This window comes from Pseudomonas fluorescens, assembly GCF_902497995.1.
GTDB lineage: Bacteria > Pseudomonadota > Gammaproteobacteria > Pseudomonadales > Pseudomonadaceae > Aquipseudomonas > Aquipseudomonas fluorescens_BK.
The window spans coordinates 152,128-176,833 of the sequence record NZ_CABVII010000011.1; the positions used below are offsets into that span (position 1 = coordinate 152,128).

General features: G+C 57.5%; 26 protein-coding genes. 8 read left to right on the plus strand and 18 right to left on the minus strand.

Annotated features, from left to right (window positions below):
* The 3 genes from F8N80_RS15095 to F8N80_RS15105 all read left to right on the plus strand — a co-directional run bounded on the left by F8N80_RS15095 (position 1) and on the right by F8N80_RS15105 (position 2,313).
* Positions 1-1,044, plus strand: coding sequence for a phage late control D family protein (locus F8N80_RS15095; RefSeq protein ID WP_150784191.1), 1,044 nt, complete (start codon positions 1-3; stop codon positions 1,042-1,044).
* A gap of 61 nt (positions 1,045-1,105) precedes the next feature.
* Positions 1,106-1,765: a glycoside hydrolase family 19 protein gene (locus F8N80_RS15100; protein WP_150784192.1), complete on the plus strand. Its 660-nt coding sequence runs from the start codon at positions 1,106-1,108 to the stop codon at positions 1,763-1,765.
* Positions 1,756-2,313, plus strand: a complete 558-nt coding sequence (locus tag F8N80_RS15105; protein WP_150784193.1) for a lysis system i-spanin subunit Rz — start codon at positions 1,756-1,758, stop codon at positions 2,311-2,313. The genes F8N80_RS15100 and F8N80_RS15105 overlap by 10 nt, the downstream gene beginning before the upstream one ends.
* Positions 2,314-2,379: 66 nt before the next feature.
* On the opposite strand, the gene F8N80_RS15110 is transcribed toward F8N80_RS15105, so the two are convergent.
* The 17 genes from F8N80_RS15110 to F8N80_RS15190 all read right to left on the minus strand — a co-directional run bounded on the left by F8N80_RS15110 (position 2,380) and on the right by F8N80_RS15190 (position 17,445).
* Positions 2,380-3,036, minus strand: a complete 657-nt coding sequence (locus F8N80_RS15110) for a hypothetical protein (RefSeq protein WP_150784194.1) — start codon at positions 3,034-3,036, stop codon at positions 2,380-2,382.
* Between the two features lie 80 nt (positions 3,037-3,116).
* Positions 3,117-3,326 carry a hypothetical protein gene (locus F8N80_RS15115; protein ID WP_150784195.1) on the minus strand — a complete coding sequence of 70 codons (210 nt, stop codon included), beginning with the start codon at positions 3,324-3,326 and terminating at the stop codon, positions 3,117-3,119.
* A gap of 265 nt (positions 3,327-3,591) precedes the next feature.
* Complete coding sequence (locus F8N80_RS15120) at positions 3,592-4,173, minus strand: hypothetical protein (protein WP_224790691.1); 582 nt, start codon at positions 4,171-4,173, stop codon at positions 3,592-3,594.
* A 403-nt stretch (positions 4,174-4,576) separates the two neighbouring features.
* Complete coding sequence (locus tag F8N80_RS15125; protein ID WP_150743859.1) at positions 4,577-5,491, minus strand: transporter substrate-binding domain-containing protein; 915 nt, start codon at positions 5,489-5,491, stop codon at positions 4,577-4,579.
* A gap of 95 nt (positions 5,492-5,586) precedes the next feature.
* Positions 5,587-6,978, minus strand: a complete 1,392-nt coding sequence (locus F8N80_RS15130; protein WP_150743825.1) for an aldehyde dehydrogenase family protein — start codon at positions 6,976-6,978, stop codon at positions 5,587-5,589.
* A 61-nt stretch (positions 6,979-7,039) separates the two neighbouring features.
* Positions 7,040-7,855 carry an HpcH/HpaI aldolase/citrate lyase family protein gene (locus F8N80_RS15135; protein ID WP_150743826.1) on the minus strand — a complete coding sequence of 272 codons (816 nt, stop codon included), beginning with the start codon at positions 7,853-7,855 and terminating at the stop codon, positions 7,040-7,042.
* A complete protein-coding gene (locus F8N80_RS15140) occupies positions 7,852-8,697 on the minus strand; it encodes an FAS1-like dehydratase domain-containing protein (RefSeq protein ID WP_034099098.1) in 846 nt (281 codons plus the stop codon). The genes F8N80_RS15135 and F8N80_RS15140 overlap by 4 nt, the downstream gene beginning before the upstream one ends.
* A gap of 25 nt (positions 8,698-8,722) precedes the next feature.
* Positions 8,723-9,652, minus strand: a complete 930-nt coding sequence (locus tag F8N80_RS15145; protein ID WP_150743827.1) for an electron transfer flavoprotein subunit alpha/FixB family protein — start codon at positions 9,650-9,652, stop codon at positions 8,723-8,725.
* On the minus strand, positions 9,653-10,402 hold the full coding sequence (locus tag F8N80_RS15150) for an electron transfer flavoprotein subunit beta/FixA family protein (RefSeq protein WP_150743828.1): 750 nt from the start codon (positions 10,400-10,402) through the stop codon (positions 9,653-9,655).
* A 63-nt stretch (positions 10,403-10,465) separates the two neighbouring features.
* The gene (locus F8N80_RS15155; RefSeq protein ID WP_191632931.1) at positions 10,466-11,668 is read right to left on the minus strand and encodes a CaiB/BaiF CoA transferase family protein; all 1,203 of its coding nucleotides are present in this window, start codon (positions 11,666-11,668) and stop codon (positions 10,466-10,468) included.
* Positions 11,669-11,742: 74 nt separating this feature from the next.
* Positions 11,743-12,906 (minus strand): acyl-CoA dehydrogenase family protein, encoded by a 1,164-nt coding sequence (locus F8N80_RS15160; protein WP_046053068.1) that lies wholly within the window; start codon positions 12,904-12,906, stop codon positions 11,743-11,745.
* Positions 12,907-12,972: 66 nt separating this feature from the next.
* Entirely contained in the window at positions 12,973-13,569 is a 597-nt protein-coding gene (locus tag F8N80_RS15165; RefSeq protein WP_150743830.1) for a thiamine pyrophosphate-dependent enzyme, read from the minus strand.
* Positions 13,557-14,096: a thiamine pyrophosphate-binding protein gene (locus F8N80_RS15170; RefSeq protein WP_150743831.1), complete on the minus strand. Its 540-nt coding sequence runs from the start codon at positions 14,094-14,096 to the stop codon at positions 13,557-13,559. The genes F8N80_RS15165 and F8N80_RS15170 overlap by 13 nt, the downstream gene beginning before the upstream one ends.
* A 172-nt stretch (positions 14,097-14,268) precedes the next feature.
* Complete coding sequence (locus F8N80_RS15175) at positions 14,269-15,483, minus strand: pyridoxal phosphate-dependent aminotransferase (RefSeq protein ID WP_150784196.1); 1,215 nt, start codon at positions 15,481-15,483, stop codon at positions 14,269-14,271.
* Positions 15,480-16,118, minus strand: coding sequence for an RraA family protein (locus F8N80_RS15180; protein ID WP_150784197.1), 639 nt, complete (start codon positions 16,116-16,118; stop codon positions 15,480-15,482). Before F8N80_RS15180 ends, F8N80_RS15175 begins: the two co-directional genes overlap by 4 nt.
* The gene (locus F8N80_RS15185) at positions 16,118-16,780 is read right to left on the minus strand and encodes an RraA family protein (protein ID WP_150743833.1); all 663 of its coding nucleotides are present in this window, start codon (positions 16,778-16,780) and stop codon (positions 16,118-16,120) included. Before F8N80_RS15185 ends, F8N80_RS15180 begins: the two co-directional genes overlap by 1 nt.
* Positions 16,780-17,445 (minus strand): RraA family protein, encoded by a 666-nt coding sequence (locus tag F8N80_RS15190; RefSeq protein ID WP_150784198.1) that lies wholly within the window; start codon positions 17,443-17,445, stop codon positions 16,780-16,782. Before F8N80_RS15190 ends, F8N80_RS15185 begins: the two co-directional genes overlap by 1 nt.
* Before the next feature lie 105 nt (positions 17,446-17,550).
* Here F8N80_RS15190 and F8N80_RS15195 point away from each other — a divergent pair, with 105 nt between their 5' ends.
* The 3 genes from F8N80_RS15195 (at position 17,551) to F8N80_RS15205 (ending at position 21,043) form a co-directional block, all read left to right on the plus strand.
* Positions 17,551-18,444: a LysR family transcriptional regulator gene (locus F8N80_RS15195; RefSeq protein ID WP_150743835.1), complete on the plus strand. Its 894-nt coding sequence runs from the start codon at positions 17,551-17,553 to the stop codon at positions 18,442-18,444.
* A gap of 159 nt (positions 18,445-18,603) precedes the next feature.
* A complete protein-coding gene (locus tag F8N80_RS15200) occupies positions 18,604-19,422 on the plus strand; it encodes an alpha/beta fold hydrolase (protein WP_150743836.1) in 819 nt (272 codons plus the stop codon).
* 166 nt (positions 19,423-19,588) lie between these two features.
* Positions 19,589-21,043 (plus strand): alanine/glycine:cation symporter family protein, encoded by a 1,455-nt coding sequence (locus F8N80_RS15205; RefSeq protein WP_150743837.1) that lies wholly within the window; start codon positions 19,589-19,591, stop codon positions 21,041-21,043.
* 62 nt (positions 21,044-21,105) lie between these two features.
* Here the strand turns inward: F8N80_RS15205 and F8N80_RS15210 are convergent, their stop codons facing one another.
* Complete coding sequence (locus tag F8N80_RS15210; protein WP_150743838.1) at positions 21,106-22,482, minus strand: MFS family transporter; 1,377 nt, start codon at positions 22,480-22,482, stop codon at positions 21,106-21,108.
* Between the two features lie 505 nt (positions 22,483-22,987).
* On the opposite strand from F8N80_RS15210, the gene F8N80_RS15215 reads away from it, so the two are divergent.
* Complete coding sequence (locus F8N80_RS15215; RefSeq protein WP_003442248.1) at positions 22,988-23,911, plus strand: LysR family transcriptional regulator; 924 nt, start codon at positions 22,988-22,990, stop codon at positions 23,909-23,911.
* A gap of 27 nt (positions 23,912-23,938) precedes the next feature.
* Positions 23,939-24,658 (plus strand): alpha/beta fold hydrolase, encoded by a 720-nt coding sequence (locus F8N80_RS15220; RefSeq protein WP_150743839.1) that lies wholly within the window; start codon positions 23,939-23,941, stop codon positions 24,656-24,658.
* The last annotated feature ends 48 nt before the right edge of the window (positions 24,659-24,706 follow it).

The window sequence follows — 24,706 nt, forward strand, 5'->3', positions numbered from 1 at the left end:
ATGACCCCTGTATTTCGTATTGTTGCCGATGGCAGCGACATCACCCGCCTGATCAACGACCGCCTGTTGCTGCTGCGCACCTCGGACAAGCCCGGCATGGAGTCGGACGAGTTTGAGTTGCGCATTGACGACCGTGACGGCGCCGTCACCTTGCCGGCACGCGGCGCCAGTATCGAGATCTACCTCGGCTATGCCGATGCCGCCTTAGGCCGCCTGGGTCGCTACACCGTGGACGATGTGGAGTTGTCCGGGCCACCGGACACCCTGGTGATCCGCGGCAAGGCCAGCGACATGCGTGGCAGCGGCAAGACCATCCGCAGTGGCAGTTGGGAGGCGGTCAGCCTGAGTCGTATCGTCGGTGATATTGCCGCGCGTAATGGCTGGGCAACGGTATGTCCCGTGCCGACGATCGTGCCGCGTGTGGATCAGCTGGGTGAGTCCGATTTTAACTTTGTCACCCGCCTTGCCAAGCAGTACGACTGCACGGCCAAGATCGCCGACGGCAAGTTGTTGGTGCTGCCGCGCCAGGCCGGCCTCAGTGCCAGCGGCAAAGCCTTGGGGGTGGTCACGCTGACCCGCCGCGATGTCAGCCGTTGGCAGTTTCGCCTGTCGGATCGCAGCACGCACAAGGCGGTGCGCACCCAGCACCAAGACAAGGCCACCGGCAAGCTGTCGGTTGTCCAGCTGGACAACGACGAATCGCCGGACGGCCTGCCGCCGATTCACACCGACCGCCATATCCACCCCAACAAGTCCGCCGCCGAGCAGGCCGCCAAGGCGCGTCTGGCGGCATTCAATCGTTCAACGGCCGGTGTGCGCCTGGAAATGCCCGGTCGCACTGACCTGTTCGCCGAGCGGGTGATCAATGCCCAGGGCTTCAAGGACGGACTCGACGGTGAATATTTGGTCGACTCGGTGGAACAGGTATTCACCCAGTCGGGCTGGACCACCACCGTCGAATGTAACGGCGGCAAGAGCGGCAAGGCCAAGGCCAAAGGCAAGAAGGCCACCGCGCCGCTGAAAATCGTTTCACCGCTGGACTGATCCGTTTTCCCTCACCCTCTGGCCGCCTTCGGGCGGTTTTTTTATGCCTGGAGATTGTGCAATGGCTTATTCCCCACTGACCCAGCAGCAGCTGCTGGCCATCCTCCCAAACTGCCGGCCGGTGGTCGGCGCCTGGCTGCCGGCGCTCAACCGTGCCATGGCCCGCTTCGACATCAGCACCCGGGTACGTCAGGCGGCCTTTCTGGCGCAGATCGGCCACGAGTCGGCCCAGCTAACCCAGCTGTCGGAAAGTCTGTATTACAAGGACGCCGAGCGCGTGGCGCAGCTGTTCAAGTATGGCTTTGACCTGAACCATAACGGCCGCGTCGATCCGGCCGAGGTCGAGTTTGCCAAGGGCTATTTGCGCAACTCGGAAAAGCTGGCGAACCGGGTGTATGGCGCTCGTTACGGTAACGGGCCCGAGGCGTCCGGCGATGGGTTCCGCTTTCGTGCCCGGGGCGGGATCGGCATCACCTTTCGCGACAACTACCGGCTGTGCGGCCAGGCGCTGAACCTGCCGCTGCTGGAACAACCCGAGCTGCTGCAGCAGCCGGAATACGCGGCGCTGTCGGCGGCTTGGTTCTGGTGGGATCGCGGCCTGAGCGATAAGGCCGACCTCGGGCTGTTCGACGGTATCAGCAGCGTGATCAATGGCGGCGGCAATGGCCGCGCTGAGCGTCGCGAGCTGTGGGCCAAGGCCAAGTCGGTGCTATGCGGCTGATCGAAGTGATTCCCGCCGGCTATCGCGCCCTGGCGCTGGTAATCGCCCCGGTGCTGCTGGCCGGGCTCAGTGCCGGCGGCGCCTGGCAGGTGCAGGAGTGGCGTTATGGCCAGGCGCTGGCCAAAGAGGCCCAGAAGGCCGCCGAGCAGCATAGCCAGGAACTGGCGGCGGTGGTGGGCCAGCTGGAGCAGCAGAAGGCCGATCGCGTCGCGCTTGAGGCGCGGATACAGACCAATGACGAAACCCGCTATCAGGAATTACAGCGTGAACAAGCTCATCAGAAACGCCTGCGCGATCGTATTGCTACTGGCGAATTACGGCTGTCAGTCCTTCTGGCCAGCGGCTACCCCGCTAGTGATGGTAGCCCAGTGTCAGCCGCCACCAGCGCCGGCGGCATGGTTCATGGAGCAGCGCGCGCCCGACTTGACCCAGCGCATGCTCAACGAATTATCGGAATCACCAGTGACGGCGACCAGGGATTGATAGCGTTGGCAGCATGCCAGGCCTATGTCCGAGCTATTGGCTCTCCAGTTCCCGCTTCTCCCTGAGCAGCTGCTGGTTCTGTTGAAACAGGTGCCTGCTCTGATGCGAGACTGAAGAGTCAGGGCTTATTGTCAGTTGCCCTTATTAGTTCCGGTCTGGGGTGGCACCCCGGGTTTAGAAGGCTGCTCAACCACGAGATCCATTTCTTTGGCTGCGTAGGCTAGCCAATCGTAGTACGCAATGTGAATTGCCTCGGCATTGTCAACAAAATTGTAAAAAAACTTTGCGTCTTTTCGCTCGAACATTTGCTCCCTGCCTTTGTCTTGTACCCGGATTGGCCTTGATCTCAGTTTGGCATCTTCGCCCCAGCCAGTGCCCGTCTTGAATGCTGAAGACATAAACGCGTCGTATTTTTTGAGGAAGTCAGGAGAAAAGAACGGTCTGTTTGAGGAAATCAGCCTGTCCAGTTTGCGTTTTGTGGCGATAACTTGTTCTGGTGCGATTTCCTTCCAGTGACCCACATAAAGGAAATAGCAGTACAAGTCGTTCATGAGCGGAGAGATCTCCGACCAAAGTGCAATTCTCAGCTTCGTGACTTGGACAAAGCGCTCGCGCTCCTGAGTTTCCTGGCGGACGACGGACGCTTTGCTCTCCGATTGTTCTGTTTGACGTTGATTGTCCAGCAAGGTGAAGTAGAAGATCGCCGCAGGGGTGAGGATACCTACGACAATCTTTGCGAATTCCAATGAGTTCCAGAGTGACTCCTTTGGCGCTTTCGAATCTTTCATACCAACCTCGCTCAACGACGAAGTGATTCTGGGATAGCTTTCGTAGAGGTTTTTGACTGACTGGATTTTGCCGATAGCCGTCACTCTGGCGTCATCATCACCGCCAGCGTCATCTTGATGAATTCCTCATTCCGGTCGATCGCTTCCAGGGCGCCTCGGACGTTGTCGGCTACCTCGGCAGAGCCGCGGGCTTCGACCCAGTTGGATAGCTCAAGAATGGCAGCTTCGAGGGCCAGTTGGTTCTCGTTGATTTTGAAGAGCAGGGAAGGGAGCAGGTCTGAATTCGGCAAGGCGATTCCTCTATAGATGAGAGAAAGGGTAGCAGTCGGAAAGGGATTTGTGTTCGGTCGGCAGGACGCCAGGGAAGGGTACTACTGTAGGAATATACAACGCTAAGTTATTGATTCATATAGGGTGATGTGGGGGTTTTTCACCCTCTGAAAATCACTAGTTTTCCCTTACAGTTCATGTACTTGCGTGGGTTTCGGGGTCACCTTGACATGGTGGTGCTTTAACGACCCGCCCCCGCTGACTGCGGGAGCGAGGTCGACATTCTTAAGTGAAAAAGGTCTTTTCTACGTCTGAAATAAACCCGTTGTAAAAAGTTAACCCTAACATTGCTAGCTCAGTCGGGTGCGCAGTGGTGATCGCGTTCCCCAGGTGCGAAGTAGGCGGGTTATACCAGGACCCATTATTTTTCACAGGTAGTGCTACAGGTCGCGGCGGAACATCAGTCACGATTATGGGGTCGCCGGAGTATTCGATTATCTCACCATTAGAAATGGTCAGATTTTCGATATACCCACCATTGGAATTGGCAAAATTGATGGCGCGGTAGCCATTCTCAATGCTCGCCAAATCTTGAATCGAATGGTTGTCCGCATCTCTGGCCGCTTTTAAATATCTCAGGAGCATGTCTTTTTTTCGAAGCGACTGGAATTTTCCTTGCCAGGGTTGAAATTTTGCTTGGAAGGAGACGCAGGCTCTCTCCACCTTAATCCATGCCTTTTCTATATGGCCAAGATATTCTCTCCATTCTGACTCGTATTGCGCGAATGACTGTGCTCCTATCATTGCGGTGATGGCTTGCTCGGCCGCGTTGAGGTTGGCCTTAGGGTGGTTTAAGTGGGCGTTCATTTTGCATCCTGCAGATTTTTTTTGGGTTGTTCGCTAGATTCTTGCACGCCAGCCGCAACGTGCGCAAAACCACCGCTGAAATCCCCGGTTTACCGTTTGCATAAACACAAAAAAGCGGGTGTTTTGCCACCCTTTAAATTGGTTGTATCCGTTTTAAATCAATAGGTTAGCGCCGTACAGTCCCCAGCATGGGGTGCTAGGGGTCGAGTGTTCGAATCACTCCGTCCCGACCATATAATTCAAGGGGTTGCGAGATTTTATCTCGCGACCCCTTTTTATTTTTAGGTGTTTTTACCCCTACAAAAACACTGGCTCTTGGTGGACTCTTCAGCTGATACCAAGGTCATGGCGCGAGAAGACTGCCTCGCTGTGTCCTGGTCGCTCGAGCAGAAGGGGACGACCGTTAAAGCGCCTTTTCCGGCGCCGGTTGGTCGTTGGGGTGGGCGATGATTGTTCTGAGCTCTGCGCTCATGGGGAATTTGAGATTCAAGCCTTTGGGAGGGATGGGCTGAGTAAACCATTTATCGTAGATGGCGTTGATTTCGCCCGAGACGAAAAGTGACTTGATCGAGTCATCCACGACTTTTTTGAGATCCGGATCACCCCGACGCATTGTGCAACCATAGATTTCGTTGGATTGCGGGGTGCCGGTCACCACCCAATCTTCCGGTTTCTTTGCCTTGGCCATCTCGCCCGCCAGCAATGCGTCGTCCTGCATAAACGCAATGGCGCGGCCGGACTCGAGCATTTGGTAAGACTCGCCAATGTCTTTGGCAGAGATGACGTTCATGTTCATCTTTTTCTCTGCATTCATGACCTTGAGCATCCGCTCGGCAGTGCTGCCAGCAGTGGTCACTACGTTCTTGCCATTGAGATGGTCAAAGTCTTTGTAGGTCGAATCCTTTCGGACCAACAGTCGAGTGCTGGCTTCGAAGATGCCGACTGAAAATTCGACTTGCTGCGCCCTCTCTGCGGTATTGGTTGTAGAACCGCACTCCAGATCGACAGTACCGTTTTGCACAAGCGGGATGCGCGTTTGTGACGTCACCAGGTTGTACCGTACGTTCAGCTCGGGCATCTCAAGTTCCTGCTTGATAGCGTCGACAATTTTCAATTGGATGTCATGGGAGTAGCCAACTGGTTTGCCGGAAGCGTCGGCGATGTAGGAGAACGGAATTGAAGAGTCTCGGTGCCCCAGGTTTATGGTCCCCGAGTTCTTGATTTTTCTAAGTGTACCGGTAAGTTCGGCAGCCATCGCTGGCGTGAAGGTTAACGCCGCAGTCAGCGTAACGCCCAGCATTGCAGGGAAGACTCGCATCAAAAGCTCCTCATAAAGGTGGGGCGAGTCTTTTTCTGACTCGCCCATCTTTGGCTCAGCGGACGTTTTCGCTGGGCCTGGCGACTTGCTTGTTGTTAGTGACGGTCCAGCCAGACGGTCTGTGCATTACAGAATTCGCGTACACCGAAATGCGACAGCTCACGGCCAAACCCGCTTTTCTTTACGCCGCCGAAGGTGACGCGTGGGTCGGTTGCGCAATAGCCATTGATGAACACGCCTCCGGTTTCCAGTTCGCCGGCCAGCTTCTGGGCCAGTTGGACATTGCGTGTGTAGATGGTCGAGGCGAGCCCGAATTCACTGTCATTGGCCAGTTCCAGGGCATGTGCGGCGTCCCGCGCAGTGATGATCGATGCCACGGGTCCAAACAATTCTTGTTTGAACGAGGTCATCTGGTCGGTGACATCACCGAACACCGTAAGCTCGTAGAAGTTTCCAGGCCCTTCAGCCTTTCTGCCACCCAACAACAAGGTCGCGCCTTCTTCCAGGGTATCCTGGACCTGACGATCTAGTTCATCGCGCAGATCAAAGCGGGCCATGGGTCCGATGTAAGTGTCTGTGGCCAGTGGATCGCCAATGACCAACTTGCAGGTGGACTCGACAAACTTGCGGGTAAACTCCTCGACAACGCCTTGCTCGACAATTAGGCGTTTGGCAGCCGCGCAGACTTGTCCGGTGTTTTGATAGCGGCCAATCACAGCGGCTTTGACGGCTTCGTCTAGGTCGGCGTCGTTGAGCACAATGAATGGATCTGAGCCACCCAGTTCCAACACGCACTTCTTCAAGGCTGCACCCGCCTGCGCGCCAATAGCCATGCCAGCTCGAACACTGCCAGTGAGCGTCACTGCGGCGATGCGAGGATCTGCTATCGCAGTGGAGACACCGTCGGGCGTGACATTGATGACTTCGAACACACCTTCTGCAAAGCCGGCGTGCTTGAACGCGTCTTGCAGCAAATAGGCGCATCCCATCACGTTCGGCGCATGTTTGAGGACGTAGGTATTGCCGGCAATCAACGCCGGGACGGCGCCGCGCAGCACCTGCCAGACGGGAAAGTTCCACGGCATCACGGCGAGAATCGGACCCAGTGGACGATATTCAATTCGTGCCTTTCCGCCCTCAACCTGAGTGGGTTCGGCGGTCAGCATGGCGGGGCCGTGCTCGGCGTACCACTCACAGAGTTGCGCACACTTTTCAATCTCACCGCGCGCCTGAGTGTTGGGTTTGCCCATCTCTTGAGTGATCATCTTCGCCATCGCTTCTGCGTTGTCGCGCAATGCCCTTGCCAAAGCGATCAGTGCTTGCGAACGCATTTCGACGGGTTGGCTACGCCAGGTGGAAAACCCCTTATTAGCACGTGACAGTGATGCCTCCAGTTCCGATGCGGATTCGAAGGGGTAGTGGCCGATCTGCTCACCATTGGCGGGATTGATTGAAATGGCATGGGTAAGGCTGGAAACGTTAGTCATGACACCGTCCTGTAGGATGGGAATGGATTCATAGCTTCTAAGCAACGGCGCCGGTGTTGAATCAGGTCGCGCGAGCCAAAATGGATTGCGCGCGACCAATGACCGGCGCATCGACCATTTGCCCATCCAGCACGAAAACGCCTTCACCTGAACGAGCGGCTTCGATAATGCGTTGCGCCCAGTGCAATTCTTCCTGGCTTGGTTTTAGCGCCTGATGAATGATCGCGACTTGGGTTGGATGGATACACAGCGCGCCACCAAAGCCCATGTCGCGTGCAAAATGAACAGCGCGTAGTAGCCCAGCGGTGTCCTGGATCGACGGAAATACTCCATCCAACGCTGGAGCGAGCGCTGCAACCCGGGTGGCGAGCAAAACGGCGTAGCGCGCATGGCTAAGGATTTCTTCGGCGGCAGGGCTGCCAGTAGTCAGGTTCAGGTCCAGACCCAGATCCAGACTACCGAACGACAACCGCTCAACGCCTTGAGTGCCGGCAATTTCGTTGAGTGCTGACAAGCCCTTCGCGCTCTCGATGATTGGCCAAATCGGTTTTTCGGTACCGGCAGCTGTGGTGACCTGTTTCGCGCTTTCTGCTTTGGGCTGCAGAATTCCGATAACGCCGGCGTGGCGTCGGCAAAGATCCAGATCCGCAACATGCGCCCAGTGATCCGGGGCATTCACTCGGACCAGAATCCGTGCATCCGGGGCTTCGCTCAGGAACGCGTCGAGATTATCCCTCGCCTGCTCCTTGAGGTTTTCTTGCACGGCATCTTCCAAGTCAACGATGACCCGATCCGCCCCGGTGGCAATAGCTTTTGAGATGCGCTCTGGTCGAGTGGCCGGCACAAACAGGGCGGAGCGAACAATTGATTTGCTCATGGCGTTGCTCCATTGCTGAACTCGATCTCTCCGATCTGTGCTGTGCCGTCCTGATTGCCAGCCCAGACCTGTGCCTTGCCGTTTTCGATTAGACGTCCGCCCACCTGGAAAGGCTTAGGCGAAATCAGAGGTCGTACTCCGCGGAATGCGAAACGCTCCAGGCGCGCAGTTGGATGCGCTTTGGTAAAGGCACGCAAATTCAACGTGGCGATCAATGGACCATGTACCACCAGCCCCGGATAACCTTCGGTCTCTGTCACATACGGCCAGTCATAGTGAATACGATGACCATTGAAGGTCACTGCGGAATAGCGAAACAGCAGGGTTGGAGTGGGCTCTATCCGTTCCTGCCATTGGCCTTCAGGTAGCTTTTCGGTACCGTTCAGTTTGGGCGGGGAAGGTTCACGGTAAACAATGTCCTGATCGTCTTGAAGGGCGCGTTTGCCGTCCTGGAAAAACTCATGGCGTACTGTGACGAACAATAAGGAACCCGTGCGACCGTGCTTCTCCTCGACGTTGAGGATGGTCGATACACAGGTCACTTCAGCATCCACTTTTAATGGCTGGAAAAACTCAATTCGGCTTCCCGCCCACATGCGATTGCGGTTATGGGCCGGCGGCAAAAATCCCCCAAGCGCTGGATGGCCGTCCGGCCCCAGTTCGCTGGCACCCACCGGCTCCTGAAAAAATGCCCAGTGCCACAGGGGCGGCAGCGGCTCACCGGGTTGTGGTGCCGACTCGCCCAATGTCGCGGCAATGCGTCTGACCAGAGTGAAACTGATCCGGTCCTGGCTTTCCTGACGTCGTCCAATCCAGGCGGAAAAATCGGAACTGCTGCTCATATTCTTTGCTCCAATCGGTCAGTGATCAAGCCAGGGTGGCCATTTCTGGAATCGCTTCAAAAAGATCCGCCACCAGGCCGTAATCGGCCACCTGGAAGATCGGCGCTTCTTCGTCCTTGTTGATCGCAACGATCACTTTGGAGTCTTTCATGCCGGCCAGGTGCTGGATCGCGCCGGAGATACCGACGGCGATGTACAGCTGTGGCGCAACGATCTTGCCGGTCTGACCGACCTGCATGTCGTTGGGTACGAAACCTGCGTCGACCGCGGCGCGGGAAGCACCGACGGCAGCGCCCAGCTTGTCGGCCAGGGCGTACAGGTGTTTGAAGTTGTCGCCGTTCTGCATGCCGCGACCGCCGGAAACGACGATCTTGGCAGCGGTCAGTTCCGGACGATCGGACTTGGCCAGTTCTTCGCCAACGAAGCTCGAGGTGCCAGCGTTGTGCGCAGCAGCAACCGCTTCAACGGCAGCCGAACCACCTTCAGCAGCCACCGGGTCGAAACCGGTGGCACGCACGGTGATCACCTTGATCGCAGCGTTCGATTGAACGGTAGCGATGGCGTTACCGGCGTAGATCGGGCGCTTGAACGTGTCAGCGCTTTCGACCGAGATGATCTCGGAGATCTGGTCAACGTCCAGCTGAGCGGCAACGCGCGGCAGGATGTTTTTGCCGTTGGAGGTCGCGGCAGCCAGGATGTGGCTGTAGCCAGCGCCCAGCTCGGCCATCAGCGGTGCTACGTTTTCCGGCAACTGGTGAGCGTAGGCGGCGTTGTCGGCCACCAGCACTTTAGCCACGCCAGCGATTTTCGCAGCGGCTTCAGCCACGGCGCCAGCGCCTTGACCAGCAACCAGTACGTGGATGTCGCCGCCGATTTTGGCAGCAGCCGCCACGGTGTTCAGCGTGGCCGGGGCCAGTACTTTGTTGTCGTGTTCAGCAATAACCAAGATAGTCATTTAGATTACCTTCGCTTCGTTTTTCAGTTTCTCGACCAGTTCAGCCACCGACTTGACCTTGATACCCGCGCTGCGTGCAGCCGGCGCTTCGACTTTCACGGTCTTGTTGGTGGAGGCGGTGGAAACGCCCAAAGCGTCCGCAGTCAGCACGTCGAGAGGCTTCTTCTTGGCTTTCATGATGTTGGGCAGCGACGCGTAGCGCGGCTCGTTCAAACGCAGGTCGGTGGTGACAATGGCCGGCAGTTTCAGGGAAACTGTCTGCGCGCCGCCGTCGACTTCACGGGTTACAGCAACGCTGTCGCCGCTGATTTCGACTTTCGAAGCGAACGTGCCCTGACCGTAGCCGCTCAATGCAGCGAGCATCTGGCCAGTCTGGTTGTTGTCGCTGTCGATGGCTTGTTTGCCAAGGATCACCAGCTGTGGCTGTTCCTTGTCGACAACAGCTTTCAGCAGCTTGGCAACGGCCAGGGAAGTCAGATCTTCGGCGGATTCGACGAGGATGGCGCGATCGGCACCCAGAGCCAGCGCGGTGCGCAGTTGCTCTTGAGCGGTGGACGGGCCGATGGAGACGACAACGATTTCGGTCGCAACACCCTTTTCTTTCAGGCGTACGGCTTCTTCCACGGCGATCTCGCAGAACGGGTTCATCGACATCTTCACGTTGGCGAGGTCGACGCCGGAATTGTCCGCCTTAACGCGAACCTTGACGTTGTAGTCGACCACTCGTTTCACAGCTACCAGCATTTTCATTGGGCAGTGTTCTCTCGAAAAACTTTGATCGTTGCAGGCAGGTTTTTTGTTTTCAGATGAAGGCTAAATCGCCCCGGCTGCGCGCATTTGTTCAATACGGTCTGTACCCAGCCCCAGTTCCCTGAGCACCTGTTCGGTGTGCTGACCGAGGCCCGGTACGGCATCCATACGTGGCTCGAACGCGCTGTTGCTGCCGGGAGGTATCAAGCTCGGGACGGTGCCGGCGGAGGTTTCGACTTCCCGCCATCGGTCACGTGCCTGAAGTTGCGGATGGTCCCAAACATCTTGCATGTCGTTGACCCGGGCGTTGGCAATTTGCGCATGCTCTAACCGATCAAACACGGCATCGAAATTGAGTGTGGAGAACGATTCAACGATGAGTGCCCGCAGCGCTTGACGGTTTTCGACGCGCTTGAAGTTGGCAGAGAAGCGTTCGTCTTTCGCCAGTTCAGGAGTAAGCAGTACCTTGTCGCAAAACAGCCGCCACTCTCGTTCGTTCTGCAACCCCAGCATGACTGTGGTGCCGTCACCGATAGGGAAGGGGCCATAGGGGTAGATCGTGGCGTGCGCGGCGCCGGCGCGAGGGGGAGGTGTAGCGCCGTCGTAGGCGTAGTACATCGGGTAGTTCATCCACTCGACCAGGCTTTCCAGCATCGACACATCGAGGTGGCTACCTTCGCCAGTGCGTCCACGCAACAGCAAGGCAGATAGAATTCCGGTGTAGGCGTACATGCCGGCCGCGATGTCAGCAATCGAGCAACCGGCCTTGGCCATTTCTTCCTCACCCGGTCCGCCGGTGACCGATAGGAATCCGCCTTCGCTCTGGATCAATAGGTCATAGGCTTTTTTCTTTTCATACGGGCCGCCTGCGCCATAGCCTGAAATGTCACAAACGATCAGGCGCGGAAACCGCTGATGCAAAGCCTCAAATGAAAACCCCATTCGTGCTGCTGCACCCGGCGCAAGGTTCTGCACCAGGACATCAGCAGTGCCCAGCAAACTGTCCAGCACCTCGGTGGCCGAATCCTGTTTGAGATCGAGGGTCAGGCTTTCTTTCGAGCGATTGGTCCAGACGAAGTGCGAGGCGAGACCGTTGACGCGTTGGTCGTAACCTCTGGCGAAGTCCCCCGTACCCGGGCGTTCGACTTTGATCACACGCGCACCAAGGTCGGCCAATTGTCGGGTGCAGAAGGGCGCAGCAATCGCATGCTCAAGGCTGACGACGGTAATGCCATCAAGCGGGCGGATGCCTTTGGGTTGGCTCATGATAATTATCTCTCTTGTCATGGCTCCCCAGTCGCGCCTGCTTGGGCCGACGCACTGGGCTTTACGCTGATCCTTTAAAAGGAGCGCGGCAGTTCAAGTAGGTGTTCGGCAACGTACGACAGGATCAGGTTGGTGGAGATGGGCGCCACCTGATACAGACGGGTTTCACGGAATTTACGCTCGACGTCGTATTCGCAGGCAAAGCCGAAGCCTCCGTGGGTCTGCAAGCAGGCATTAGCCGCTTCCCAGGAGGCTTTCGCCGCCAGGTACTTGGCCATGTTGGCGCTGGCCCCGGCGTTGAGGCCGCTGTCGTATTCCTCGCAGGCGCGCCAGCGCATCAGGTCGGCCGCTTCGATTTCGATGTGCGCTTCGGCGATGGGGAATTGCACGCCCTGGTTCTGCCCGATAGGACGCCCAAACACCACGCGGTCGCGAGCATAGGCACTGGCCTTTTCGATAAACCAGCGACCGTCACCGATGCATTCGGCGGCGATGAGGGTGCGTTCGGCATTCAACCCGTCGAGGATGTAGCGGAAGCCTTTGCCTTCCTCACCGATCAGGCTGTCAGCGGGGATTTCCAGGTTGTCGAAGAACAACTCGTTGGTTTCGTGATTGACCATGTTGGCGATCGGCTGCACGGTCATGCCGTTGCCGATGGCCTCGCGTAGATCGACGAGGAAGATCGACATGCCTTCGGATTTTTTCTTCACGTCGGCCAACGGCGTGGTACGCGCCAGCAAGATCATCAGGTCGGAGTGCTGGACGCGCGAGATCCACACCTTCTGCCCGTTGATCACATACTTGTCACCTTTGCGCACGGCGGTGGTCTTTATCTTTGTAGTGTCGGTACCGGTAGTGGGCTCGGTGACGCCCATCGATTGCAGGCGCAATTCACCGCTGGCCAGTTTCGGCAGGTAATAGCTTTTCTGCGCCTCGCTGCCGTGACGCAGCAGGGTGAACATGTTGTACATCTGCCCGTGAACTGTGCCGGAATTACCGCCGCAGCGGTTCACTTCTTCCAGGATTACCGAGGCCTCAGCCAGCCCAAGACCGGAGCCGCCATATTCGACAGGGATCATCGCTGCCAGCCAACCTGCGTCGGTCAGTGCCTTGACGAAGGTTTCCGGAAAGCCTTTTTCTTCGTCGACTTTGCGCCAGTACGCCGCATCGAATTCAGCGCACAGAGCGCGTACGCCCTCGCGGATGGCATTGAGCTCTTCAGAGTTACGGTCAGTCATTTTTATTCTCCTCAACGCGTCACGCACGGCATCTGCCCTGCGTGACCGGGTCCGGGCAAAGAGCAATCAGATCGGGTTGAAACCCAAGGCGGCACGAAAGCGATTCTTGACGTAGTGACCATCACGCGGCGGCAGCACCCGTGGCGGGTTTTCCGCTTTGATCTTGATCGTTGCGAGCTTGACGCCATCGCGGGTCGCAAAGCGCTCGCGCAGGTCATGTACGCCTTCCATGTTGCGGATTTCATCGGTCCAACTGAAGCCGCAAGTCTTCGCGACCTGGTCCAGGGAAATTCCAAAACCGGCGTGACTGACTTGCATGCCGGTTTCGCCAAAGTGACCGTTGTCCAGTACGGCAATTGTCAGGTTGGCGGGCTTTTGCAGTGCCACCGTGGCCAGTGCGCCGAAGCCCATGAGCAATTCGCCGTCACCGGTGACCACCACCACCGATTTGTTTGGCTGCGCATTCGCCAGGCCCAGGCCCACAGTGATTGCGCTGCCCATGGCGGCCCAGAGGTAATAATTCAGATCGTTGTCACCGGCGGCCATGACGTCATAGGACGCTGAACCCAGGCCTGTCACGACCAGCACGTCTTTGCGGTCGGCCAGCAAGGCCTTGACCACTTCGCGGCGGCACAGAGTGTGGTTTGCGCTTACTTGACCCATTTCTTTTCTCCAATCAGGCGCTGACCGAGCAGCAGGGCAGTGGACGAATCACCGTTGAAGGCCATGGTCGCGGCACCGTGCAGCAGTGGGGCGACGTCTTCTGGAACGTCTGCACGCCAGGTCATGACCTTCAACAGGTTCAGGGAGGCTTCTGTGGCCTGCCCCATCGGGTTCTGCCACGCGTTGAATTCGGCCCAGTCGCCGCGCATGGTAACCACCATCAACAGCGGGAAGCCGGCACAGACTTGAAGTGCCAGGGTGTTGATGCAGTTACCGACGCCGCTGGACTGCATCAGGAGGGCACCGCGCTCTCCGCCAAGCCATGCGCCGGCGAGATAGCCGATACCTTCTTCCTCGGTGGTGAGGACAACGGCCTTGATGTCCGGGTCTGCATACGACATACGGATCGCCGCCGAGTGACCTGCATCCGGTACGAAGACCACGTGTTTGACGTCGTGGGCCTTGAGCACGCGGAACACGTCCTCTTGCCAATCCTGTCCCACGGTGTGTTCAGCTTCTGTTGACATGCCAATCTCCCAAGCAGTGCTGCTTTTGTGTTTTCACCCATTCTGGGAGGGATGGAGGAGAAGGACGACTACCGTTTTTGTCTTTGAGATATGCCCATTTTGTATAACTGGGCGGTGAATGCGTGGCCTGCCGGGCAATGGCGATAGCCACGCATTATGGGAAGGGAAATGATTAACGTAGCGAGGTGCAGAAGGTACGGATCGCCCCGCACGCCCGGCTCAATGAAGCGTCATCCAGGGCGTAGGCGATGCGAATGTAAGGGCCAAGACCAAAAGCGCTACCATGCACTACGGCCACATCCGCTTCGTCGAGCAGTGCATGCGCGACATCTTCGTCGGTGTGCAGTACCCGGCCACCCGCTGAGGTACGCCCGATCAATCCGGCACAGGAAGCGAACGCGTAGAACGCCCCAGCTGGACTGACGCATTCAAGACCTGGGGTGTCGTTCAGCAGCGCCACCATCAAATCGCGACGACTCTGGAATGCAACGCGGCTTTCACGGATGAAATCCTTGGGACCTTCCAGCGCGGCGAGTGCGGCCTGTTGCGACACAGAGCTGGCGCCGGAGGTTTGCTGACCTTGCAGCTTTTCCATGGCGTCCAGCAGCCAGCGTGGCCCTGTGGCGAAACCGATGCGCCAGCCGGTCATGGCATAGGCCTTGGACACCCCGTTCATGGTCAGGGTGCGCGGTGCCAGTCGTGGTTCAACCTGGGCCAGGGTGTAGAACGCTTGATCGTCGAAAATCAGATGCTCGTAGATGTCATCGGCCAGAATCAGCACGTGAGGATGGGCCAACAACACCTCAGCCAGGGCGTGCAGTTCTTCCTGGCTGTACACCGCGCCGGTCGGGTTGGATGGCGAATTGAGGATCAACCAGCGGGTCTGCGGTGTGATCGCCGTGGCCAGTGCCGAGGGCGTCAGCTTGAAACCAGTGTCGGCATCGCAGGTAACGATTCTGGCTTGACCACCACACAGTTGCACCATCTCCGGGTAACTGACCCAGTACGGCGCCGGCACGATGACTTCGTCACCCTCATTGAGGGTCGCGGCCAAGGCGTTGTAAATCACCTGCTTGCCACCGTTGCAGACCAGGGTGTCTTGCCAGGTGACATCCAGGCCGTTCTCGCGGCGGAACTTGGCGGCCACCGCTTCTCGCAGTGAACGTACACCAGCGACCTGGGTGTAGCGGGTGTGGCCATGTTCAATGGCGTGAATGGCCGCTTCGCGCACATGCTTGGGCGTATCGAAATCTGGCTCGCCGGCGCATAGCGAAATAATCTTCGCACCTTGCGCCGGGCGCTCTGCCACCCGATCCATGATTCGGTAGGTCGCGGAAGGCTGTGCACTGGCCAGACGCTGGTTCAGACGCTGGATATCGGCGCTCATGCGCGGGTTCTCCACTCAGTCAGGTTCATCAGCTCAAGGGTCGAGCGGCCTTCGGTTAACGCCTGCATCATTTGCGCTTCCTTGCTCGCGCGTGCCTCGCCTTCGGCCAGGGTACGCGCCGCATCTGCCTTGGGAATGATGATCACACCGTCATCGTCGGCCACCACCCAGTCGTCCTGTGCCACGAAAGCACCGTTGAAACTGAACGGTTGCCCCACTGAAGGCGCACTGACCTTGACCGTGCCTTTCACCGAGATTCCACGGGCAAACACCGGGAACTGACGTTTCTTCAGGGCCGCAATATCGCGTACGCCACCATCAATCACCAGCCCGACCACGCCAGCCGCTTCGGCCGCCACGGTGAGCACTTCGCCCCAATAACCGGCGATGAAACCACCCGTACCGACGACCAGCACGCTGCCACGGGGCACTCGTTCCATCGCCAGGTGCAGGGCGAGGTTGTCACCGGGCGAACATTCCAGAGGGTAAGCGGGGGCGGAGATGAAGGCGCCGTCCCAGATCGGGCGGATTGCACTGTCGACTGCGCAAGGCAGATGGGACGCTTCATACAGCGTTGAACTGCCCAGCACTTTTGCCCGCGCATGAAAATCCAGGGGGAGGGGGAGCGTGGTCATCAGACTTTCCTCTGCAGGTTGTGGTAACCCAGTGCGGCCCGGGCTTCTTTAAGGGTTTTGCCTTGGCTGATCAGGGCGCGAATCTCGGCTTCGACCGATTCGATCTGGCGGGCGCATGCCGCCACTTCAGCTGAGCGAGCCCGGGGGACAACCACCACACCGTTTGCGTCAGCGACCACGATGTCGCGGGCACAGACCCGGGCCGTACCGATGGACACCGGCTGGTTGACCGACTGAACCTGTACGCGGTCTTTGCCGGTGCGCATGAAGCGGCCTTTGCTGAACATCGGGTAGCCATCGCCCAGTGCTTTGTTTACGTCACGGCACACGCCATCGATTACCGTGGCAGCGATCTGCCGAGTTCCGGCGTACTGGGTCATGATGTCGCCCCAGACGGTGCAGTCGGTGCGGCCGCTGTTGTCGATGACCACCACGTCGCCGGGTGCCACGTCTTCGATGAAATCACCCACAGTGCCGGGAGGTACGCTGGCCGAGACGTACTGCACAGTGAATGCCGGTCCGACGATGACCTTCCTGTAATTGTCCAGTGGCGCCACACCGAGGCATTGGCCGGGCAGACCGAGTTTGTCCAGCGCATCGGAAACACCCGGGGTGTCCAGGCCTTCAAACAAGGCGACCAGTTCTTTGTCTTCAATATTCATCAGGCGTGCTCCACGTGGATCGCTTCGAATTGGGTGTCATGCATCACTTCGGCTACCGAGCGACCGCTGCGAACAGCCTCGACCATGCCGTCCTGGCGGCGGGCAATACGCTCGCCAAGGTCGACCACTTTCTCGATATAGGCTGAGGGCACGAACACGGTGCCGCAGGTATCGGCGATGACATAGTCGTTCTCGCTGACGTCGACGCCGGCCATGTTGATGGTTACGGCGGCATCGATCTGAACCACCCGATTGCGGGCACTGATCATGGTCACCCCGCGGCCATAAACCGGGTAGCCAATTGACTCGCTGCCGTCGATGTCGCGGCTGAAACCGTCGATTACCGTGCCGCGCACTTTCTTGCTGGCCGCTGCATTGGCGAGGATATCGCCCCAGCAGGAGATGCCTTCGATTCCACCTGCGATCACCAGTACACGATCATCGCTGTCGATCTGTTCCACCACGGGGGTAATCAGGTGCACAGTGGGGACGTTGTCGGATTTAGGAGCCAGCAGCACGGTGCTGGCGCGGCCGACAATCTTTGGGCAGTTCCACAGTGGGCGCAGCCCTACAGTGGCACCCGGCAGGCCGAGGAAGTCGAGCGCATCGGAGACCGTGTTGGTATCCAGCGCCGCCAAGCGATCCAGCAAACTCTTATTGATCATGGGAAAGCCCCAGTGGTGACGGAGGCGCCCAGTGTCAGTGAGACAATTTGATAGGTATATTACTAATCACAGATACGTTAGATACGTTAAACCTATGGATTAATCATGATCAATTTTCGACTGATTCGTCATCTCTGGTTGTTCCTGGCGGTGGCCGAAGAACAGAATTTCGGCCGAGCGGCCAAGCGTTTGGGCATGTCCCAGCCACCGCTGAGCGAGCAGATCCAGGTGCTGGAGCTGGCGCTCAAGGTCAAGCTGTTTGATCGCTCGCGACGCGGTGCGAAGCTGACCCCGGTGGGGGCGGCGATTCTGCCGGCCGTGCGCAAGTTCGCAGACCAATTGGAGCGGCTGGAACTCGCCGTGGAGGAGGCGGTGGCGGGGCAGTCCGGGATGTTGACCATCGGCGCGATTTCTACGGCCATGTTTGATGTCTTGCCTGGTTTGATCGAGCAACTGAAGAGCGATTACCCGCACCTCACCGTGTCCGTGCGGGAAATCGACAGCGTCGAGGCGGTCCCGGCGCTGGAAGCCGGGGATATCGACCTGGCTTTCGCCCGGCTGGACGGTGATCTGGGGGCCTCGATCAAATCACTGCCGCTGACTCAGGACCGCCTGGTTGTGGCCCTACCCAGCGATCACCCCTTGGCTGCGCGCACGCGAATCAGCCTGTCCAGCCTGGCCACTGAACCCTTGGTGATGTTTTCCCGAAAGGTCAGCCCGGTTTACTTTGACAATCTAATCGCGACCTGCCGCGCCAGCGGTTTTTCCCCGCGCGTGCTGCATGAAGTGCGCTCGGTCGCCTCGCAAATTGCCTTTGTCAGCTGCGGCCAGGGTATCGCACTGGTACCAGCGTCGCTGAAAAAACTGGCACCGGACAATGTGGTATTTCGAGCACTGATCCAGAAGCTCAATGTCGTGACCACAGCGGTGGCCTGGAATGCAGATCGGCCCAACCCGCTGGTGGCGGAACTGGTCACCCGGCTCCAGTCCCGTGTATGAGTCGACTAAGGCCCTGTGCGTGAACAGGAGTGATAGGTTTGGCGTATGGAAACCTTCCCGTATTAGGAATTTACAGAAGGCTCGATTCCCTTGAAATTGCGAGTCTGGCTGCCGGCAACCCAGGCTCGGCGCTACCTTTTCGTTCAAGGAGTCAACAACGTGTCTTCTCCAGAAACGTTCACTCATGTGCAACTCCCTCTGACGGTGGAGGGTGTCCAACTGAACGTGGCCGCCATCCATCGCGACGGCGTCCTTGCGCCGATCGTGTTCCTGCATGGTTTTGGTTCGACCAAGGAGGACTATGCCGACATCGTGCAGCAGCCCGCGTTCGCCGGTCACCCTTTCGTGGCTTACGACGCACCGGGTTGTGGTGAAAGCCAGTGCGATGATCTTTCCAGGATTTCCATTCCCTTTCTGCTGCAGACAGCGCTGCAGGTGCTGGCACATTTCGGCATCGAACGCTTCCATCTGGTCGGCCATTCCATGGGCGGTCTGACCGCATTGATGCTGGTGCATCAGTTCCCGGACCGGGTGCTCAGCTTCGTCGATATCGAGGGCAATATCGCCCCGGAAGACTGCTTTCTCAGCCGGCAGATCGTCGACTATCCGAGCAACGATGCCGAGGTGTTTTTCGCCGCCTTCATCGAACGTGCCCGGCACGCTCCGGCGTATGCCAGTGCACTCTATTCCGCGAGCTTGCGGCACAAGGTGCGTGCCGGTGCGGTGCGGGGGATTTTCCAGTCGATGGTCGACCTCTCCGATAACGCCGATCTGATGGGCAAATTCCTCAGGTTGAAATGCCCAAGGGTGTTCATGTTCGGCGAACAGAACGCTTCATTGTCCTATCTCTCGCATATCCAGGCCGAAGGTGTCCGCCTGGCCCCCATTCCTCATTGCGGGCATTTCCCGATGTATTCCAACCCCATCGCGATGTGGCAACAGATCGCCGATTTCCAGGCGAGCAGCCTTACCGGGTAAGCCCGGTCGTCCTGAGGGCTTCCTGATCGTTCGCGGGAGCCTGACCAGGCCACGAAGTTGAAATTCAAAAGCTGATTCAGTCACTTCTCCTGCCTTCGGGCGGCGACGTGTGCAGGCGCGTGCGTGCCTGAAATCCGTGTACCTATAACAACAAGAGGTTCGACCCATGCTTGATGTCATTAATGATTTTCTCTCCGGCAAGCTTCTGATCGTGCTCATCGTAGGCCTGGGCGGCTACTTCACGGTGCGTTCACGCTTTGTCCAGTTCCGCCATTTTCTGCATATGTTCGGCGCCTTCCGCGATAGCGTGCAAAAGAGTGCCGGGCAGATCAGCTCCTTCCAGGCCTTGATGCTTAGCCTGGCGGGGCGCGTAGGTGCGGGCAATATCGCCGGTGTTGGGTTGGCGGTAACGTTGGGCGGGCCGGGCGCGGTGTTCTGGATGTGGGTGACGGCGCTGGTGGGTATGTCCACCAGCTTCTTTGAATGCAGCCTGGGGCAATTGTACAAACGGTGTGATGCGAACGGGCAGTTCCGCGGCGGGCCGTCGTACTACATCCAGTACGGACTGAAACAACCCTGGCTGGGTAAGGTCATGGCCTTGTTGCTGCTGGTGACCTTTGGTTTCGCTTTCAACGGGCTGCAATCCCATGCCGTGACTCACTCGCTGAATAATGCGTTCGGTTTCTCTACGACGTACTCCGGCATTACGATTGCCGTATTGCTTGGCCTGGTGTTCATGGGTGGTATCAAGCGCATCGCCGCGGTCTCGGACCTGCTGGTGCCGGTCAAAACACTGGCTTACATTGGCGTGACCGTCTATGTGATCGTGCTCCAGTTTGATCATGTTCCCGGTATGCTGATGACCATCTTCAAAAGTGCTTTCGGCCTGGATCAGGCCTTTGCCGGCCTGGTCGGCAGTGCCATTGTCATGGGCGTCAAACGTGGGGTGTTTGCCAACGAGGCGGGACTGGGTAGTGCTCCCAACGTAGCTGCGGTGGCGAAAGTGGATCACCCGGCGGCTCAAGGGGTGGTTCAGGCCTTCAGCGTTTTTCTCGATACCTTTGTGATCTGTACCTGTACGGCGCTGCTGATTCTGCTGTCAGGCTTTTACACGGCTGGTTTTGAGGGCGATGGCCTGGTGCTGACTCAGAACGCGTTGGCGGCAGTGGTCGGAGACTGGGGACGCACCTTCATCAGCGTGGCGTTGGCTCTGTTTGTCTTCACGTCGATCCTCTACAACTACTACCTGGGCGAGAATAACCTGCGCTTTCTGCTGGGTGACAAGCGCGCTGCGGTCATTGTCTATCGTGGTTTGGTGTTGCTGCTGATCCTTTGGGGGGCTGTGCAAAACCTGGGCACCGTGTTCGCTTTTGCCGATATCACCATGACGCTGTTGGCCTTCGTGAATCTGATCGCCCTGGCGCTGTTGTTCAATGTCGGCATGCGCTTGCTGCGCGACTATGACCAGCAACGCAAAGCCGGCATCAAAACGCCTGTCTTCGATTCAAGTCAGTTCAAGGATCTTGATCTTGATTTGCAGGCATGGCCGAACCGGGAACACGCGGCCAACGTCCTCGCCGAAACTGTCACTCAAGTTGCACCTGCATCTGCTACCCAGTGATGCAAAAAGGGCCCATGGATCTCATGGGCCCTTTTCAAATACCTGCTGTAATCGTCAGTGCTTCAAACGCTCGCAGCGTGTGACTTTGCGCAACCCTTTAAACCGGTGCGCTCTTCGATCTCACCGGAGCCGCTGATGTACCCATAGCGCGAAAGATTCGGCATCAGCATCGCGGCGATGAAAGTGATGGTCACGACGGCCGCGACATAGAAGAAGAAATACTCCTCAATGCCTTGGGACCGGAGCGACAAGGCGACGTATTCGGCGGTGCCGCCGAATGCCGCATTGCCGATGGCATACGGAAAGCCTACGCCCAATGCGCGTACCGCAGGCGGGAACAGTTCAGCTTTGACGATCCCGGCAATCGGGGTGTAGAGCGACGCAATGGCCAGGCCACCAAACACCAGCAGGAACGCCGTAAACGGGCTGCTGACCGATTGCAGTGAATAGAGCAGGGGAATCACCAACAGCATCGCCAACCCGGAAAACATCAGCATGTGCGCCTTGATCCCGATACGGTCCGCCAGCAAGCCAAACAGTGGCTGGCAGAACATGAAACCGACCAAGGCTGCGGTCATGATGAAACTAACCGTTTCCGGGCTGAAACCGGCTGAGATCACCAGGAACTTCTGCATATAGGTGGTGAAGGTGTAGAAGTACAAAGAACCACCGATGGTAAACGCTACCACCAGTGCGACCGCCCGTTTGTGCTTGAACATGCCGCGTAGCGAGCCGGCGTCTTTGCGGTTCATGTCTTTCTTGGTGGCGGTTTCATGCATGGCGCGGCGCAGATACACCACCACGATTGAGCTCAGGGCACCGATGAAGAACGGAATCCTCCAGCCCCATTCGCGCAATTCTTCGCCGGTGAGGGTTTGCTGGAGAATGACCACGGTCATCAATGCCAAGAGCTGACCGGCAATGATGGTGAAGTACTGAAAGGAGCCATAAAAACAGCGACGCCCAGGTGTCGCGATTTCACTGATGTAGGTGGCACCGGTGCCGTACTCCGCGCCGACCGACAGCCCCTGAATCAGCCTGGCGACGACAAGCAAAACTGGCGCCGCCACACCGATGGTTTCATAGGTCGGCATGACGGCAATCAACAGGGAACCGGCGCACATCATGAACACCGAGATGATCATCGAGACCTTGCGGCCACGAGTATCGGCAATCCAGCCGAAAATCCAGCCGCCGAGCGGCCGCATGAAAAAGCCGACGGCGAAGACGCCGGCGGTTGCGAGCAACTGACTGGTGGTGTCGCCTTTGGGGAAAAACGAGCTCGCAAAATAGATGGCGGTATAGGCGTAAATGAAAAAGTCGTACCACTCCACCAGATTGCCCGAGCAGGCACCCATGATGGCTCTGACGCGATTCGGACTTTTTATCTGATCGGATTTTTCAGTGTGGAGGGTTGAGTCGCTGGTTGATGCAGACATTCTGTTCACCCTTTTTTCAAGGCGAGACGATAGGAGGCGCACGCTGATGCGTGTCCGACGTTGCTAGCTCGATGGGTTGATGTGCTTAACGCAGTTGCTGTGACCCTTTGACGACCAAGGCACATGAAGAGGGGGGATGTATATGAGAGGTCAGCTGTTCACTGAGTGTGTAAGGCGGGTCGGTCAGGTAACGAGAAAGGTAGTAAATCATGGCGCAAGCCCTCGAATCTTATTCTTGTATTCAGTCGATCGCTCTTGGCGTCGACGTTGATTGCACGCTACCGCAGAGTGACGAGGGTAATAAGCCGTCAGCCAGGCCTAACTGATATACCGAAATTTTATAGCTTGCCTTGCAACCCGTGCGGGCTGGGGGATACAGCTGGCTCGAAAGCCGCGAGGCCCCATGCGGCGCGGGTCCTGTGGCATTCCAAGGAACGCTAATGCGTTTACACTCATACTACTTTCGACGCATTTCGCGCCGAGCCCGACTTTGACTGGCCTGGTAATGGATGTCGTTCAACTCAAGACCCTAATTCATGTGGCCGAGCTTGGCAGTCTCAGCAAGGCCTCCGACCGGCTTCACATCGCACAACCGGCACTGAGTAGGCAAATTCGTCTGTTGGAAAAGGAACTCGGGGCCTACCTTTTTGATCGGCATGGACGAGGCATGGAAATTACCGATGCCGGCCGTGAAGTCTTGGCGCATGCCACCCGGATCATGGAAGAGATGGAGTCCATTCGAAGTTCGGTCGTGGGCGGGAAGTCTTCTTTTCGGGGCACGGTGATGATCGGTACAACACCGACGGTAGCGGAAATTGTCACCGTTCCGCTGGTGCGGAAAATCAAAGAAGAGCATCCGAATCTTGCCATCAGGTTCTCCTCCGCCTTTAGCGGCTACCTGCTGGATTGGGTTCAGCGTGGCGAATTGGAACTGGCGATTTCTTACGATCCCCAACCCTTGCATACGCTGCGTATCGTGCCGGTGATGATGGAAAACTTGCTGCTGGTCGGACCTGCCAGTGCCAATCTGCGCCTGGATGCGCCGGTGTCATTCGAGTCTTTGGCCGAGCAGCAATTGGTGTTGCCAAGCGCCCGCCACAGTCTTCGCGTGATTCTGGATAATTGTGCGCGAGAAGTCGGCATCAAGCTCAAAACCAGCGTTGAAGCTGACTCCTTCGGCGCGATGATTGACCTGGTTCGCAATGGCTTCGGTTTGACAGCTTTGCCACTGGCATCGATTTACACGCAAATTGAATCGGGAGTGCTCAGTGCTGCACCTTTGGTCGACCCTATTCCCATGCGTAAATTGGTCCAGGTATTTCCCGCGGACAGGCGAGTCAGCCCCGCCGCAAAATTTGTTGGAGATGCGTTCATCGAGATTGCCGCCGATCTAGTAGGTCGCGAAATCTGGGCAGGGCACATGCTTTGAACAACATCAATCCTCGACCATGAACCTATGAAGGAAACCCCGTTGTCTTCCAACCTTACGCCGCTCGTGCTTATCCCCGGATTGCTTTGCGATGACCGCCTTTGGGCACATCAAAAATCTGTCTTGGAAAACTCAACGCATATCTGCATCCCTGATGTCTCCCTTGACTCCAGCATTGCTCAGATGGCGGAACGGACTCTGGATGAAGCACCACCTTTTTTTGCACTCGCTGCGTTGTCCATGGGCGGATATGTAGCCATGGAAATTATGAAAAAGGCACCTGAGCGGGTTTTGAAGTTGGCAATGATAGACACGATGGTGCGACCGGACGATGAAGCCCGTGCCAAGGCGAGACGTGGCCTGCTGACTCTTTCACAACTTGGCCGGTTCAAGGGCGTAACACCACAACTGTTGCCCAAGCTTGTGCATCCCCGCTGCATTGGAACTGCGATTGCCGATACGGTGCAGGAAATGGCCGCAGCAGTAGGAAAGGAAGGGTTTGTTCGGCAGCAATTGGCGATTATAGAGCGTCCCGATTATCGACCATTATTGAAGAGCATTGTGGTCCCGACCTTGATCGTTGTTGGTGAAAGCGACGAAATCACCCCTCCAGTTGAGTCCGAAGAAATCCATCGCGGCATACCGCATTCTCGATTGGTGGTGGTGCCTCAATGTGGGCATCTGCCGCCGCTTGAGCAGCCGCAACTGACGACTCTGCTATTGAGTCGGTGGCTTGAAGATAGTTAACACCCTTGAGCCCAGTCGCTTATGCGTTCGTGGCTTTGCATGCATTTC